Raw genomic sequence first — 14392 nt, forward strand, 5'->3', positions numbered from 1 at the left:
TTCGAGATTAGCCATAAAACCTGACAGAAGGTGTCAAGTTTTGCTCGTACCGTCGATCTCATGACCACATGGAGCCAGTTCACCGAAGAAGCGCCACGCATCGCCACCGTCTTCACTCGTCGGCACCAGGCCACCGGCAATCTCTGCATGCTCGGGACCCTGCGCTCCGACGGCTTCCCCCGCATCAGCCCCATCGAACCCCGGATCTTCGAGGGCATGCTGGTAATCGCGGGCATGCCGAACACCACCAAATTCAAGGATCTTGCTCGCGACCCGCGCTTCTGCTTGCACACCGCAACCGTCGACACCCAAGTCGGCGACGGTGACGCGAAGCTCTTCGGCACCGTCACCGACCTCCCGGACAAGGAAGTCCACGCCCGCTTCGCCCAGCAACTGTTCGACGACACCGGCTTCGACATCCGCGGCCAGGAATTCGACCACTTCTACACGGCGGACCTGACCGGCGCCTCCACCGTCGAGGTCACCGACGATCACCTGGACATCACCATCTGGAAGCCCGGGCAGGGCGAGCGCGTGGTGCGCAAGCACTGAGCGCTCGGCGCTGCTCATCACCCGGCCAAGAACTTGTCTTCTGCTGGATAGTCGAAGAACTGGCGGAAGTAGGGGGCGTCGTCAGCGGGAAGTATTCCCGAAGTATCGCCTGAGCGGGCGGCGGAAATCAGCCAGTCCAGTTGTGCGGCAACTGTTGTCGCGTACCCACGATCAGTGCATCAGGCACCATTCGAGCCTAGAGCACCGCCTGGTCTGTACCGGCCGGCAGAGGCGAGCTCATTCCTGCGCCGCCGCAGGAAGGTCTGTTCGGCGGTGTTGGCTGTGTGGGCGATGGCGGCGTCGTAGGCCTGAATTGCCTCTGTGGTGCGGTCGAGTCGGCGTAGGAGGTCGGCGCGGATCGCGTGGTACAGGTGGTGATTCGGTAGATCGATTTCGGAGAGGAGCGTGAGCGCCGCATCAGGGCCCTCGACTTCACCCACTGCTACCGCGCGGTTCAGCGCCACTACTGGACTCGGTGCTATGGCGGCCAGTTGGTCGTAGAGCCGCAGGATTTGTTGCCAGTCGGTGGATTCCGGATCGGTGGCGTCGGCGTGCACGGCGTTGATTGCGGCTTGGATCTGGTAGGGGCCGGGTTGGTTGCGGCGCAAGCACTCCCGGACGAGGGCGTGTCCCTCGGTGATGAGGGTGCGGTCCCAGCGGTTACGGTCTTGGTCGGGCATCGGCACGAGCGACCCATCCGGTGCGGTGCGGGCGGCTCGGCGTGATTCGGTGAGCAGCATGAGTGCGAGCAGGCCGTGTACCTCCGGCTCGTCGGGCATCAGCTCGATGAGCAAGCGCCCCAAGCGGATTGCCTCGACGCACAGATCGGTTCGAACCAGCCGATCGCCGGAGGTGGCAGTGTGGCCCTCGGTGAAGATGAGGTAGACGACGGCCAGAACGGCGCGCATGCGGGCGGGGAGGTCGGCGTCGCGCGGGACTCGGTAGGGGATGCGGGCGTCGCGGATCTTGCCCTTGGCACGGACGAGTCGTTGCGCCATGGTCGATTCGGAAGTCAGGAAGGCGTGGGCGATTTCAGGTGTGGTGAGACCGCCGAGCAGTCGCAACGTAAGTGCCACTTGGGCATTCAGTGATAGTGCCGGGTGGCAGCAGGTGAAGATCAGGCGGAGGCGATCGTCATGGACGGCGCTCATATCGTCGGGTTCGTTGTCGGCGTGCAGGAGTGCGGCCTCGGCGTGCCGGTCGTCGCGAGATGCCTCGCGCCGCAGGCGATCGATGGCTCGATTGCGTGCGGTGGTGATGATCCAGCCGGGCGGGCTCGGTGGGAGTCCGTCGGTCGGCCAGCGTTGTACGGCGGCGGTGAACGCGTCCTGCACCGCGTCTTCGGCGATGGTGATATCGCCGAAAACGCGGATCAGGCTGGCGACCGCGCGGCCGTAGTGTTCGGTGAATACGGCCGCGATCGCGGCATCGGTGACCATCTCAGTGATCGGCCACCGGCCGTATCTCGATCGGCAGGGAGAGTACGGCGGCCATCTTCTTGCCCCAGTCGAGCGCCTCGTCCAGATCGGTCGCCTGGATGACGGTGAATCCGCCGATGTACTCCTTACTTTCGACATACGGGCCGTCGGTGACGAGCACATCGTTGCCCTGGGCGCGCAGCACGGTCGCGGTACTCGGCGCATGCAGGCCCGCGGCGAAAACCCAGGCGCCCGCGGCCCGGATCTCGTCGTTCAGCGCGTACAGATCGCGCATGATCTCGTCGAGATTGTCCGGCGGCGCACTGCCTTCGGGCTGGTAGATGCTGAGCAGATACTGCTGCACGGCTCGCTCCTCCTCATCCCCGCTGGTAGGTGGCGATCACTACGCCGGTGGGGGTGGTGACGCTATCGGCGAGTCGCAATTCGCCGAGGTCCGCGCCATCGAACAGCCGCCGCCCGCCGCCGACCACGATCGGATGGATCAGCAATAGATACTCGTCGACGAGATCATTGCGCATCAACGTTTGCAGCAGATCGCCGCTGCCGAGCACCACGAGATCCTGCCGCAGTTCGCGTACCGCGGCGACAACATCGCCGCTGAGCAGCGTGGAGTTTTCCCACGGCAACGGTTCGGTCAACGTCCGGGACGCGACGAACTTCTCGGTCTTGTTCAGCACCTCGGTGTACGGATTGCCGGTTTGATGCGGCCAGAAGCCATAGAACTGCTCGTAGGTCCGCCGTCCGAGCAACAGCGCACCGTGATGGGTCGCCATATGTTCGCCCATCACCCTGGCCTGCACGGGGTCGTCGTGGCGATGCACCCAGCCACCGTGGCGAAAGCCGTCCCGGGTGTCCTCATCGGCCCCGCTGGGGGACTGCATGACGCCGTCCAGGGTGAGGTGCTCGACCGCGATGATCTTGCTCATGGGGAGTCCTTTCCGTTGGCCGGTCGGTTACCGGCTGCACTACCTACACGAACGGACCTGCGGCGAATCGACATCACGGACAGAAACTTCTTCGGGGCGGTTATTCGGTGTCCGCCGAAATAACCCGGCGCGATCATGGTGTGGTGCAAACCCGAGGAGCCGAGCTGGCCGGACTGGCCACCCTGCTGGCCGACCGCACCCGCGCCGATATGTGCCTGGCACTGGTCGACGGTCGCGCCTGGACGGCGGGCGAGCTGGCCCGCCACGCCGGAGTAGCGCCATCCACCGCGACCGAGCACCTGAACCGGCTGTTCGACGGCGGTCTGCTCATCGAACGCCGTCAGGGCAGGCACCGCTACGTGCAGCTGGCGAGTCCGCAGGTCGCCGAGTTATTGGAGACCATGGTCGCCCATCTGGAACCGGCACGCCCCGAGCCGACGACACTGCGCGCGTCGACCGCCGCCGCGGCCCTGGCCCGTGGCCGGACCTGCTACGACCACCTCGCGGGCCGACTCGGCGTCGCCATCACCGCTGCGATGACCCAGCGTGAACTGCTCGATGACGACAGCGGCTTCGCCCTTACCGAGGCGGGTTTGGCATGGCTCACGGGGCCGATGGGCATCGAGTCGAACACATTGCGGACTCGTCGCCCGATCGCCCGTCCCTGCCTGGACTGGACCGAACGCCGCACCCACCTCGGCGGTGCTGCGGGAGCGCAGCTGTGCCGCCAACTACAGGCACTGGATTGGGTGCGACGTGTCGGATCCGGCCGAGCCGTCCGCCTCACCGCGAAGGGGGAGATCGGTCTGCGCGAGACGCTCGGGATCGATCCGGCGACGGTTGCCTGACGGAAGGCTTCATCCGGCGCGGAGTGAAGGACGCCGAGAGGATGTGTCTCTTCCGGTCGCGACCAGCATCGGTCCGACCCGGTCGGAGCTAGCCCCGCCCCTCGGTCGCCACCACGATGCCGGCATCGCCCGATGGCTCGGAGCGTGTGCCGAATCTCGTCAATCTGATTGAGGCGGCTGCTTGCCGGGTATCACGGCACGGCAGCAATAGAACGGCCTGGTGACCAGGTCCAGCCATACGATGCGGGACCCCGTTCATGAATGGGCTTGCATAATCGTGCATAATCATCACATGGTTGATTCGTCGAGTAGCCCAGTGTTGCGGGTTGCTGTGGCCGGTGCCAGCGGATACGCCGGCGGTGAGGTGCTGCGTCTATTGCTCGGTCATCCGGCCTACCGCGACGGGCGCCTGGTCATCGGGGCGCTGACCGCTGGATCGAATGCGGGTAGCACGCTGGGGGAGCTGCAGCCGCATCTGCTGCCGCTCGCCGATCGCGTGCTCGCGCCGACCACGCTCGATGAGCTGGCCGGCCACGACATCGTCTTCCTCGGCCTGCCGCACGGTCAGTCCGCCGCCATCGCCGAGCAGCTGCCGGAGTCGACGGTGATCATCGACTGCGGCGCCGACTTCCGGCTGACCGATGCGGCGGCCTGGGAGAAGTACTACGGCACCACCCATGCGGGCAGCTGGCCGTACGGCCTACCGGAGCTGCCGGGTGGGCGCGAGCGGTTGCGCGGCGCGCACCGGATCGCCGTTCCCGGTTGCTATCCCACGGTCGCCAGCCTCGCGCTGGCACCGGCGATCGCGGCCGGAATCATCGAACCGAAGGTGAATGTTGTTGCGGTGAGCGGCACTTCGGGCGCGGGCCGCAAACTCGACATCGGCCTGCTCGGGTCCGAGGTGATGGGTTCGGTGCGGGCCTACGGCATCGCGGGCGCGCACCGGCACACCCCCGAGATCGCGCAGAACTTGCAGGCCGCCGGTGGTACCGAGGTCGCCGTATCGTTCACCCCGGTGCTGGCGCCGATGCCGCGTGGCATCCTCGCGACCTGCACCGCCCCGACCCGAGTCGACGCCGAACAGGCTCGCGCGGTCTATGAAAAGGCTTACGCCGACGAACCATTCGTGCAGCTGCTGCCGGAAGGCACACTGCCGCAGACGGGTTCGGTGCTCGGCTCCAATGCCGTGACCCTCCAGGTCGCGGTGGATGCCGACGCCGGACTGCTCGTGGTGATCGGCGCGATCGACAACCTGACCAAGGGCACCGCGGGCGCCGCGGTCCAATCCATGAATCTGGCCGTCGGATTCGACGAGACGGCAGGACTTTCCACCGTAGGAGTGGCCCCGTGACGACGATCGAAACTCCGGCAGGCAAGCTGGTCCGGAGCCAGGGCGTGACCGCACCGCTCGGCTTCCGGGCGGCGGGCATCGCCGCTGGTATCAAAGCCAGCGGAAAACCCGATCTGGCACTGGTATTCAATGAGGGGCCGGAATACGCGGCCGCGGGCGTGTTCACCCGCAACCAGGTGAAGGCCGCACCGGTGCTGTGGTCGCAGCAGGTGCTCACCGCCGGCCGCTTGCGTGCGGTGATCCTGAATTCCGGTGGGGCCAATGCGTGTACCGGTCCGGGCGGATTCCAGGACACCCACCAGACCGCCGAGGAGTTGGCCAAGGCACTGAGCAATTGGGGCACCGAAACCGGCGCGGGTGAAATCGCCGTCTGCTCAACGGGTTTGATCGGCGACCGGCTGCCGATGGACAAGGTGATTCCGGCCGTCACCGAGATCGTGCACGAAATGGGCGGCGGGCTGTCCGGCGGTCTCGACGCGGCATACGCGATCATGACCACCGACACCGTGCCCAAGGAAGCGGCCTTCCACCACCGCGACAAGTGGAATGTCGGCGGCATGGCCAAGGGGGCGGGCATGCTCGCCCCCTCGCTGGCGACCATGCTGGTAGTGCTCACCACCGATGCCGCCGCAACTACCGAACAACTGGATCGCGCGCTGCGCAACGCGACTCGGCTCACCTTCGACCGGCTCGATGTCGACGGCTCCTGCTCCACCAATGACACCGTGCTGCTGCTCGCCAACGGGGCGAGCGAGGTCACGCCGTCGCAGGAGGACCTCGATGCGGCGGTGCTCGCGGTCTGCGACGATCTGGCCGCCCAGCTGATGGCCGACGCCGAGGGCGTGACCAAGCGGGTGCAGATCACCGTCGCCGGTGCGGTCTCCGAGGACGAGGCGCTGATCGCGGCGCGCGCCGTCGCCCGCGACAGTCTGGTCAAGACCGCGCTCTTCGGTTCCGACCCGAACTGGGGTCGGGTGCTGGCCGCCGTCGGTATCGCACCGATCACGCTGGATCCGAACCGGATCTCGGTGTCGTTCAACGGAAATCCGGTCTGCATCGACAGCGTCGGCGCGCCGGGTGCGCGCGAGGTCGACCTGTCCGGCGCCGATATCGAGGTGCGGATCGAACTGAATGTCGGTGACGGTGCCGCTACCGTGCGGACCACCGACCTGTCGCACGGCTATGTCGAAGAGAATTCGGCCTACAGCTCATGACCAGCAATGCGGTGCAGGAACTTTCGGCATTGGACAAAGCGCACGTCCTCGCCGACGCATTGCCGTGGCTGCAGAAGTTCCGCGACAAGATCGTGGTCGTCAAATACGGCGGCAACGCGATGGTCGACGCGGACCTCAAACAGGCCTTCGCCGCTGATATGACGTTCCTGCGCACCGTCGGCGTGCATCCGGTTGTGGTGCACGGCGGCGGACCGCAGATCAGCGCGATGCTGAAAAAGCTCGGACTGGAAGGCGAATTCCGCGGCGGCTTCCGCGTCACCACGCCCGAGGTGATGGATGTGGTGCGGATGGTGCTGTTCGGTCAGGTCGGCCGGGAACTGGTCGGGTTGATCAACGCGCACGGTCCGTACGCGGTCGGCATCTCCGGTGAGGACGCACGGCTGTTCACCGCGACCCGGCGCACCGTCGATGTCGACGGCGAGGCCACCGATATCGGTCTGGTCGGCGATGTCACCGAGGTGAATGCCGACGCGGTGCTCGACCTCATCGGTGCGGGTCGCATTCCGGTGGTCTCGACCATCGCCCCGGACGCCGACGGCGTGGTGCACAACATCAATGCCGACACCGCTGCCGCCGCACTCGCCGAGGGCATCGGCGCGGAGAAGCTGGTGGTATTGACCGACGTGGAGGGCCTGTACACCAACTGGCCGGACCGTTCCTCGCTCACCTCGCACATCGACGCGGCCGAACTGGCCGAGTTGCTCCCGCGTCTGGATGCGGGCATGGTGCCCAAGATGGAAGCCTGCCTGCGCGCCGTGCAGGGCGGGGTGCCGACCGCACATGTCATCGACGGTCGCGTCCCGCATTCGGTGCTGTTGGAACTGTTCACCGGAGAAGGAATCGGAACGATGGTGACGCCCGCCCCGCTCCCGACGAGCGTGGCGGACACACTGAACGGAACGAAAATATGAGTGACACAGCAGAGCTGCAACAGCGGTGGTCCGCCGCGTTGATGAAGAACTACACCACCCCCAAGGTCGCGCTGGTGCGCGGCGCGGGCGCGGTGGTCTACGACGCGGACGGCAGACGCTACATCGACTTCCTCGGCGGTATCGCGGTCAACAGCCTCGGGCATGCCCATCCGGCGATTCTGGAAGCCGTTACCCAGCAGCTCGGCACGCTGGGCCACACCTCGAATATCTATGCCAACGAACCGGTCATCGAACTGGCCGAACGGCTGCTCGCGCACTTCGGCGACGGTGAATTCGGGGACGGCCACGGCCGCGCGTTCTTCTGCAACTCCGGCACCGAGGCCAATGAGGCGGCGTTCAAGATGGCGCGGCTGACCGGGCGGCACAAGATCATCGCGACCGACGAGGCATTCCACGGCCGGACCATGGGCGCGCTCGCGCTCACCGGACAGCCCGCCAAGCGGACGCCGTTCGAGCCGATGCCTGCGGGTGTCGTCCATGTGCCCTACGGCGATGCGGCGGCGCTCGAGGCGGTTGTCGACGAGGACACCGCGGCCGTATTCCTCGAACCGATCATGGGCGAGAGCGGCGTTGTCGTGCCGCCCATCGACTATCTGGTGAAGGCGCGGGAGATCACCGCGCGTCACGGTGCGTTGCTGGTTCTCGACGAGGTGCAGACCGGTATCGGCCGGTGCGGAAAGTTCTACGCGCACCAGGCATTCGGCATCGTGCCGGATGTGATCACCCTCGCCAAGGGGCTCGGCGGCGGGCTGCCGATCGGTGCGGTGCTGGCCACCGGACCGGCCGCCGATCTGCTGACGCCGGGTCTGCACGGCACCACGTTCGGAGGCAATGCGGTCTGTGCCGCAGCGGCGTTGGCGGTACTGCGCACCATCGATGAGACCGATCTGCTCGCCCATGTCGAGTCTGTCGGCAAGCGGCTCAGCGACGGTATCGAACTGCTCGAGCATCCGCTGATCGATCACGTGCGCGGCGCGGGCCTGCTGCTCGGTATCGTGCTGACCGACGATATTTCGGCCGAGGTCGAGAACCGGGCGCGGGAGGCGGGCTATCTGGTGAATGCGCCCAAGCCCAACATCATTCGGCTCGCGCCGCCGCTGGTGCTCACCGAGACCCAGTCCGACAATTTCGTCGGCGATCTGCCCGAGATTCTCGGCGGTGCGATCGCAGACGCCAAGGGGGCCAAATGAGTACAGCATCGCGGAGCGATTCCATGAGGGGTGGCGGCGGGCCGGTCCGGCACTTTCTGCGCGACGATGATGTCACGCCTGCCGAGCAGGCGGAAATTCTCGCGCTCGCAGCGGAATTGAAGAAGGATCCGTTCGCGCACCGGCCGCTGGAAGGGCCGCGCGGGGTCGGGGTGATCTTCGAGAAGAACTCCACCCGCACGCGGTTCTCCTTCGAAATGGGTATCGCTCAGCTCGGCGGGCATGCGGTGGTGGTCGACGGTCGTGACACCCAGCTCGGTCGCGAAGAGACGCTCGGTGATACCGGCAAGGTGCTCTCGCGCTACGTCGATGCGATCGTGTGGCGGACCTTCGAACAGGTGCGTCTGGACGAAATGTCCATCACCGCAACGGTTCCGGTCGTCAATGCTTTGTCGAATGAGTTCCACCCGTGTCAGGTGCTCGCCGATCTGCAGACGCTGGTCGAGCGCAAGGGCGATCTGGTCGGGCGCAACCTCACCTACTTCGGTGACGGTGCGAACAATATGGCGCATTCGCTGCTGCTCGGTGGTGTGACGGCAGGTTTGAACGTAACCATCGCCGCGCCAACGGGTTTCGAACCGCTGCCGTGGATTCTGGAGGCCGCGCGCAAGCGTGCCGCCGAGACCGGTGCGACCATCACCCTCACCGGCGATCCGGTTGCCGCCGCGGCGGGTGCCGATGCTCTGGTGACCGACACCTGGACCTCGATGGGGCAGGAGAACGACGGCCTCGACCGGGTCGGACCGTTCCGGCCGTTCCAGCTCAACGACGATCTGCTCGCGAAGGCACAACCGGATGTCGTTGTGCTGCACTGCCTTCCGGCGCATCGCGGCGAGGAGATCACCGACGAGGTGCTCGACGGACCGCACAGTGTGGTCTGGGACGAGGCGGAAAACCGGCTGCATGCGCAGAAGGCGCTGCTGGTGTGGTTGCTGGCCAAGCGAGGTGAGGCGCAGTGAGCCGATTCGGTGCCGCGGGAGCGACAGGCTCGGGGGCTCGGCGTGACCACGCGGGGCACTGCGGCCGATCCAGCGCGGCCTTCTTCGGGGCCGCGGCGAGATGCCTCGGTGAGGCATGGTCATGACCGTCCAGCCCGACGCGGGTAAGTCCGCCCCCGCAATCGCTCGAACCCGCGCCGGCCGCCAGTCCCGCATCATCGAACTGCTGACGGCGCACGCGGTACGCAGCCAAACCGAACTCGCCGCACTGCTTGCCGCCGAAGGTATCGAAACCACTCAGGCCACTCTGTCCCGCGACCTCGATGAACTCGGCGCCGTGAAATTGCGCGCCGCCGACGGCGGCGCGGGCGTCTACGTGGTACCCGAAGACGGCAGCCCCGTCCGCGGCGTCACCGGCGGCACCGACCGCCTCTCCAAACTCCTCGGCGATCTCCTGGTCTCCACCGACGCCAGCGGCAATATCGCCGTCCTGCGCACCCCACCCGGCGCCGCCCACTACCTGGCCAGCGCCCTCGACCGCGCCGCCCTCCCCTTCATCGTCGGCACCATCGCCGGTGACGACACCATTGCCGTAATAGCCCGTGAGCCCCTCACCGGCGCCGAACTAGCCGCCAAAATCGAAGAACTCGCCTGAGCCCCCGGCGTCCTCAGCGCGGTCACCCTTGGTGACGCATACCCTGCGCCTATCTCGTATAGGGCACAACCATGCGATGTGATCGAGCGGAAATGTCAGCCGAAAGGGTATTCGCCGCCGCCGTGGGAGGTGCCCGGCGTGCCGACGTTGATGATGTCCTGTACGAGGTCGACTAGGGCGCGGCCGATATCGAGGACGTCGTTGCCGAGGGTGCTGAATTCGCCTGCTATGAGGTGCAGCAGCATGGGGTCCGTCCTTTGCCCGCTCCGATAGTTACCGGGTAAAGCGTGACATAGGTGGACAGGGGTGCCAAGGTGCTACCGGAAGGTGGAACTCGGACCCGGTTGTGAATGGGCTTGCATCATCGTGCATAATCATTTGCACGACGGTTCGGGCCGCCTGACGTGCGATTGGGCGCGTCGGTGGGCGCCGCGCCCCGCCGCCCGCGGATGCGGGCACGACCTGCAGACAAGCACGAAACCGAGGAGCACAAAGACATGTCCGAGCGCGTCGTACTCGCCTACTCCGGTGGGCTCGATACCTCCGTTGCGATCAGCTGGATCGGCAAGGAGACCGGCGCCGAGGTCGTGGCGGTCGCCATCGATCTGGGCCAGGGCGGCGAGGACATGAATGTGGTGCGCCAGCGCGCGCTGGACTGCGGCGCCGTCGAGGCGATCGTGGTCGATGCGCGCGACGAATTCGCCAACGAGTACTGCCTGCCGACCATCCAGGCCAACGCCATGTACATGGGCCAGTACCCGCTGGTTTCGGCGATCAGCCGCCCGCTCATCGTCAAGCACCTCGTCGAGGCCGCCAAGTTCCACGGCGCGAGCACCGTCGCGCACGGCTGCACCGGTAAGGGCAACGACCAGGTCCGCTTCGAGGTCGGCATCGGCGCGCTCGCCCCCGACCTCAATGTGATCGCCCCGGTCCGCGACTACGCCTGGACCAGGGAGAAGGCCATCGCCTTCGCCGAGGAGAACCAGCTCCCGATCAACGTCACCAAGAAGTCGCCGTTCTCGATCGACCAGAACGTGTGGGGCCGCGCGGTGGAGACCGGCTTCCTCGAGGACCTCTGGAACGCGCCGACCAAGGACGTCTACGACTACACCTCGGACCCGACGGTCAACTTCGAGGCGCCCGACGAACTCATCGTCACCTTCGACAAGGGCGTGCCGGTCGCCATCGACGGCCGCCAGGTCAGCGTGCTCGAGGCCATCGTCGAGCTGAACCATCGTGCGGGCCGCCAGGGTGTCGGCCGCCTCGATATGGTCGAGGACCGGCTCGTCGGCATCAAGAGCCGCGAGATCTACGAGGCCCCCGGCGCCATCGCGCTGATCACCGCGCACCAGGCCCTGGAAAACGTCACCATCGAGCGCGAACTGGGCCGCTACAAGCGGCAGGTCGAGCAGCGCTGGGGCGAGCTGGCCTACGACGGCCTCTGGTTCTCCCCGCTCAAGCGTGCGCTGGACGCCTTCGTCGCCGAAACCCAGCAGCACGTCACCGGCGAGATCCGGATGGTGCTGCACGGCGGTTCGGTCGTGGTCAACGGCCGCCGCTCCGAGCAGTCGCTCTACGACTTCAACCTGGCCACCTACGACGAGGGCGACACCTTCGACCAGTCCCTCGCCAAGGGCTTCGTGCAGATCCACGGCCTGTCCTCCAAGGTCGCGGCCCGTCGCGACCTCAACCAGAAGTAGGCGGTGGCCTCGCCTTCGCTCGGGCCGAGCGCAAGAGATCAGCGACGGACTTCGTCCGATTGCGCCTATTAGGCTCGATCGGGTCGGCGCGCAGTGAGCCGCCGACCCGGAAGGAGCGCGATGCGGACCGACAACGACAGCTGGGATATCGAATCGGGCGTGGGCGCCACCGCCCTCGGCGTCGCGGCAATGCGAGCCGCCGAGAGCCGCCGCCCGGACGCGCTGTTCCATGACCCGTACGCCGAAGTGCTGGTGACCGCCGTCGGTTCGGAATCCTGGACGCGCATCGTGCGCGGCGAGATCCCGGATCTCGAAGAGGCCGCGATCGCGGCGATGGGCCCCATTATCTCGGCCCTCATCGCGCGTACCTGCTACCTCGACGCCTACGTCCAGGAGGCGGCCGCCGATGGCATCCGGCAGCTCGTCATTCCCGCCGCCGGCCTGGACGCCAGGGCCTATCGGTTCGAATGGCCGGTCGGCACAACGGTTTTCGAACTGGATCTGCCGAAGGTTCTGGAGTTCAAGGAGCGCGCGCTGGCGGATTTTGCGCCCGCGGCGGACCGCCGTGCGATCGCGGTGGATCTGCGCCAGGATTGGCCGGCGGCATTGCGGGACAATGGATTCGATCCGGCCGCGCCGACCGCATGGCTGGTCGAAGGCCTCTTGCGTTACCTCCCCGCGGACGCTCAGGACCGGCTGTTCGACAACATCGTGGCATCGAGCGCACCGGGCAGTCGCATCGCGATCTACCGCTCATCCGGTGCCGCGCCGGACTCGAAGGCATTGCAGGAGGCACGATCGTCCGGGGTGGACGTCACGGTCGATGTCGGCGAACTGTGGTACTCCGACGATGGCCGCAGTGATCCGATCGACTGGTTCGCCGAACACGGCTGGACGGTGTCACGCGCCGATCCGGCCGAGGTGCTGCGCAGCCGGGGCCGGGAGGTCTCCGACGCGGCCGCCGTCCGCCTTAAGACCCATATTTTGTTCACCGCCCGACGACCCGGAGGAGACAGCACACGATGACGCAGAGCGGCAGCACCAACGAAGGGGCGCTCTGGGGCGGACGTTTCGCGTCCGGACCGGCCGCGGCAATGGCCGCGCTGAGCAAGTCGACCCATTTCGACTGGGCGCTGGCTCCCTACGACATTCGCGCGTCGAAGGCACACGCGCGCGTGCTGCACAAGGCGGGACTGCTGTCGGAAAGCGACCTTGCCGCCATGCTGGCCGGACTGGATCGCCTTGCGGCGGACGTGGATTCGGGAGCGTTCGCCCCCGCCGAGGCCGATGAGGACGTGCACGGCGCGTTGGAGCGCGGGCTGATCGATCGAGTCGGCGCCGAACTCGGCGGACGACTGCGGGCCGGGCGCTCGCGTAATGACCAGGTGGCCACGCTCTTTCGGATGTGGCTGCGCGATGCGGCCCGCCGGGTCGCCGCCGGACTCCTGGATGTGGTCGACGCGCTGGTCGCCCAGGCCGCCGCACATCCGGACGCGGTAATGCCCGGCAAGACGCATCTGCAGGCCGCGCAGCCGGTGCTGCTCGCGCACCATCTGCTAGCCCACGCGCATCCGCTGCTGCGCGATATCGATCGGCTGCGCGACTTCGACAAGCGGGCGGCGGTGTCGCCCTACGGTTCCGGCGCACTGGCCGGATCCTCGCTCGGACTCGATCCGGAAGCCATCGCGGCCGAACTGGATTTCGATGCCGCGGCGGCGAATTCGATCGATGCCACCTCCGCACGTGATTTCGCGGCCGAGGCGGCGTTCGTGCTCGCCATGATCGGCGTCGATCTGAGCCGGATGGCCGAAGAGGTGATCATCTGGAGCACACCGGAGTTCGGCTACATCACTCTCGCCGACGCATGGTCCACCGGCTCGTCGATCATGCCGCAGAAGAAGAATCCGGACGTCTCCGAACTCACCCGCGGCAAGGCCGGTCGTCTCATCGGAAACCTGACCGGACTGCTGGCGACCCTGAAAGCCCAACCGCTGGCTTACAACCGGGATCTGCAGGAGGACAAGGAGCCCCTGTTCGATTCGGTTGCCCAGCTCGAACTGCTGCTACCGGCCATCGCGGGCCTGGTTTCGACGCTCACCTTCCACACCGACCGCATGGCCGAACTCGCCCCCGCCGGTTTCACCCTCGCCACCGATATCGCCGAATGGCTGGTCCGGCAGGGTGTTCCGTTCCGCGTCGCACACGAGGCCGCGGGTGCCTGTGTGCGCGCCGCCGAGGCGCGCGGCGTCGGCCTCGACGAGCTGACCGACGAAGAATTCGCCGCCATCGACCCGGCATTGACCCCACAGGTCCGCGAAGTGCTCACCGTGCAGGGCTCGATCGCCTCCCGCAATGCCCGCGGCGGCACCGCAGGCGTACAGGTCACAGCGCAACTCAACGACATCCGCAACACCATCACCACCCTCCGCCCCCTCTTCCCGTAGCTCCCCCTCGCGCAGGCGCTCCGCCTAAGCGATCAAGATCAGGTGGAAACTATGGCGGCATCGGCCGAGAAGCCCCCGCCATCAGTTCCACCTGATCTTGATGCAGACCGTCGACCCAGTAGGTCCGCGACGTGTACCAGCGGGGCGGCGATTGCGGGGATTGC

15 protein-coding genes are annotated in these 14392 nt (G+C 66.7%); 11 read left to right on the top strand and 4 right to left on the bottom strand.

The features are described from left to right. Positions 1 to 60 precede the first annotated feature (60 nt). A complete protein-coding gene (locus ON44_RS12135) occupies positions 61 to 552 on the top strand; it encodes a pyridoxamine 5'-phosphate oxidase family protein (protein ID WP_040689224.1) in 492 nt (163 codons plus the stop codon). A 179-nt stretch (positions 553 to 731) separates the two neighbouring features. On the opposite strand, the gene ON44_RS12140 is transcribed toward ON44_RS12135, so the two are convergent. Genes ON44_RS12140 through ON44_RS12150 form a run of 3 tightly spaced genes read right to left on the bottom strand, consistent with a single transcriptional unit; the run spans position 732 to position 2917 of the window. Continuing rightward, positions 732 to 1991 (bottom strand): RNA polymerase sigma factor, encoded by a 1260-nt coding sequence (locus ON44_RS12140; RefSeq protein ID WP_051181915.1) that lies wholly within the window; start codon positions 1989 to 1991, stop codon positions 732 to 734. Position 1992: 1 nt separating this feature from the next. Then, the gene (locus ON44_RS12145) at positions 1993 to 2334 is read right to left on the bottom strand and encodes a YciI family protein (protein WP_040689225.1); all 342 of its coding nucleotides are present in this window, start codon (positions 2332 to 2334) and stop codon (positions 1993 to 1995) included. A gap of 13 nt (positions 2335 to 2347) precedes the next feature. Beyond that, positions 2348 to 2917 (bottom strand): dihydrofolate reductase family protein, encoded by a 570-nt coding sequence (locus ON44_RS12150; RefSeq protein WP_040689226.1) that lies wholly within the window; start codon positions 2915 to 2917, stop codon positions 2348 to 2350. Between the two features lie 143 nt (positions 2918 to 3060). Between ON44_RS12150 and ON44_RS12155 the strand changes: the two genes are divergently transcribed. From ON44_RS12155 to ON44_RS12185, 7 genes are all read left to right on the top strand, one after another. Then, entirely contained in the window at positions 3061 to 3765 is a 705-nt protein-coding gene (locus ON44_RS12155) for an ArsR/SmtB family transcription factor (protein ID WP_040689264.1), read from the top strand. 292 nt (positions 3766 to 4057) lie between these two features. Next, positions 4058 to 5116 (top strand): N-acetyl-gamma-glutamyl-phosphate reductase, encoded by a 1059-nt coding sequence (gene argC / locus ON44_RS12160; protein ID WP_040689229.1) that lies wholly within the window; start codon positions 4058 to 4060, stop codon positions 5114 to 5116. Beyond that, positions 5113 to 6330 (top strand): bifunctional glutamate N-acetyltransferase/amino-acid acetyltransferase ArgJ, encoded by a 1218-nt coding sequence (gene argJ / locus ON44_RS12165; RefSeq protein ID WP_040689231.1) that lies wholly within the window; start codon positions 5113 to 5115, stop codon positions 6328 to 6330. Before argC ends, argJ begins: the two co-directional genes overlap by 4 nt. Beyond that, positions 6327 to 7262, top strand: a complete 936-nt coding sequence (gene argB, locus ON44_RS12170) for an acetylglutamate kinase (RefSeq protein WP_040689233.1) — start codon at positions 6327 to 6329, stop codon at positions 7260 to 7262. The genes argJ and argB overlap by 4 nt, the downstream gene beginning before the upstream one ends. After that, complete coding sequence (locus ON44_RS12175) at positions 7259 to 8473, top strand: acetylornithine transaminase (RefSeq protein ID WP_040689235.1); 1215 nt, start codon at positions 7259 to 7261, stop codon at positions 8471 to 8473. Before argB ends, ON44_RS12175 begins: the two co-directional genes overlap by 4 nt. After that, a complete protein-coding gene (gene argF, locus ON44_RS12180) occupies positions 8470 to 9450 on the top strand; it encodes an ornithine carbamoyltransferase (protein ID WP_245567116.1) in 981 nt (326 codons plus the stop codon). Before ON44_RS12175 ends, argF begins: the two co-directional genes overlap by 4 nt. A 121-nt stretch (positions 9451 to 9571) precedes the next feature. Next, the gene (locus ON44_RS12185; RefSeq protein ID WP_040689265.1) at positions 9572 to 10084 is read left to right on the top strand and encodes an arginine repressor; all 513 of its coding nucleotides are present in this window, start codon (positions 9572 to 9574) and stop codon (positions 10082 to 10084) included. A gap of 95 nt (positions 10085 to 10179) precedes the next feature. Here the strand turns inward: ON44_RS12185 and ON44_RS50140 are convergent, their stop codons facing one another. Continuing rightward, a complete protein-coding gene (locus ON44_RS50140; RefSeq protein ID WP_157187122.1) occupies positions 10180 to 10329 on the bottom strand; it encodes a hypothetical protein in 150 nt (49 codons plus the stop codon). Positions 10330 to 10581: 252 nt separating this feature from the next. On the opposite strand from ON44_RS50140, the gene ON44_RS12190 reads away from it, so the two are divergent. The 3 genes from ON44_RS12190 to argH all read left to right on the top strand — a co-directional run bounded on the left by ON44_RS12190 (position 10582) and on the right by argH (position 14228). After that, positions 10582 to 11784 (top strand): argininosuccinate synthase, encoded by a 1203-nt coding sequence (locus ON44_RS12190; RefSeq protein ID WP_040689239.1) that lies wholly within the window; start codon positions 10582 to 10584, stop codon positions 11782 to 11784. A gap of 120 nt (positions 11785 to 11904) precedes the next feature. Next, positions 11905 to 12810, top strand: a complete 906-nt coding sequence (locus tag ON44_RS12195; RefSeq protein ID WP_040689243.1) for an SAM-dependent methyltransferase — start codon at positions 11905 to 11907, stop codon at positions 12808 to 12810. Beyond that, positions 12807 to 14228, top strand: a complete 1422-nt coding sequence (gene argH, locus ON44_RS12200) for an argininosuccinate lyase (RefSeq protein WP_040689245.1) — start codon at positions 12807 to 12809, stop codon at positions 14226 to 14228. Before ON44_RS12195 ends, argH begins: the two co-directional genes overlap by 4 nt. The last annotated feature ends 164 nt before the right edge of the window (positions 14229 to 14392 follow it).

It is taken from the genome of Nocardia vinacea NBRC 16497 (genome assembly GCF_000308835.1).
GTDB lineage: Bacteria > Actinomycetota > Actinomycetes > Mycobacteriales > Mycobacteriaceae > Nocardia > Nocardia vinacea.

Bases quoted from the DNA above. Each gene is read 5' to 3' on its own strand.
- ON44_RS12135 (WP_040689224.1), top strand. From the start codon at position 61: ATGACCACATGGAGCCAGTTCACCGAAGAAGCGCCACGCATCGCCACC.
- ON44_RS12140 (WP_051181915.1), bottom strand. From the start codon at position 1,991: ATGGTCACCGATGCCGCGATCGCGGCCGTATTCACCGAACACTACGGC.
- ON44_RS12150 (WP_040689226.1), bottom strand. From the start codon at position 2,917: ATGAGCAAGATCATCGCGGTCGAGCACCTCACCCTGGACGGCGTCATG.
- argC (WP_040689229.1), top strand. From the start codon at position 4,058: ATGGTTGATTCGTCGAGTAGCCCAGTGTTGCGGGTTGCTGTGGCCGGT.
- argB (WP_040689233.1), top strand. From the start codon at position 6,327: ATGACCAGCAATGCGGTGCAGGAACTTTCGGCATTGGACAAAGCGCAC.
- ON44_RS12175 (WP_040689235.1), top strand. From the start codon at position 7,259: ATGAGTGACACAGCAGAGCTGCAACAGCGGTGGTCCGCCGCGTTGATG.
- argF (WP_245567116.1), top strand. From the start codon at position 8,470: ATGAGTACAGCATCGCGGAGCGATTCCATGAGGGGTGGCGGCGGGCCG.
- ON44_RS12185 (WP_040689265.1), top strand. From the start codon at position 9,572: ATGACCGTCCAGCCCGACGCGGGTAAGTCCGCCCCCGCAATCGCTCGA.
- ON44_RS50140 (WP_157187122.1), bottom strand. From the start codon at position 10,329: ATGCTGCTGCACCTCATAGCAGGCGAATTCAGCACCCTCGGCAACGAC.
- ON44_RS12190 (WP_040689239.1), top strand. From the start codon at position 10,582: ATGTCCGAGCGCGTCGTACTCGCCTACTCCGGTGGGCTCGATACCTCC.
- ON44_RS12195 (WP_040689243.1), top strand. From the start codon at position 11,905: ATGCGGACCGACAACGACAGCTGGGATATCGAATCGGGCGTGGGCGCC.
- argH (WP_040689245.1), top strand. From the start codon at position 12,807: ATGACGCAGAGCGGCAGCACCAACGAAGGGGCGCTCTGGGGCGGACGT.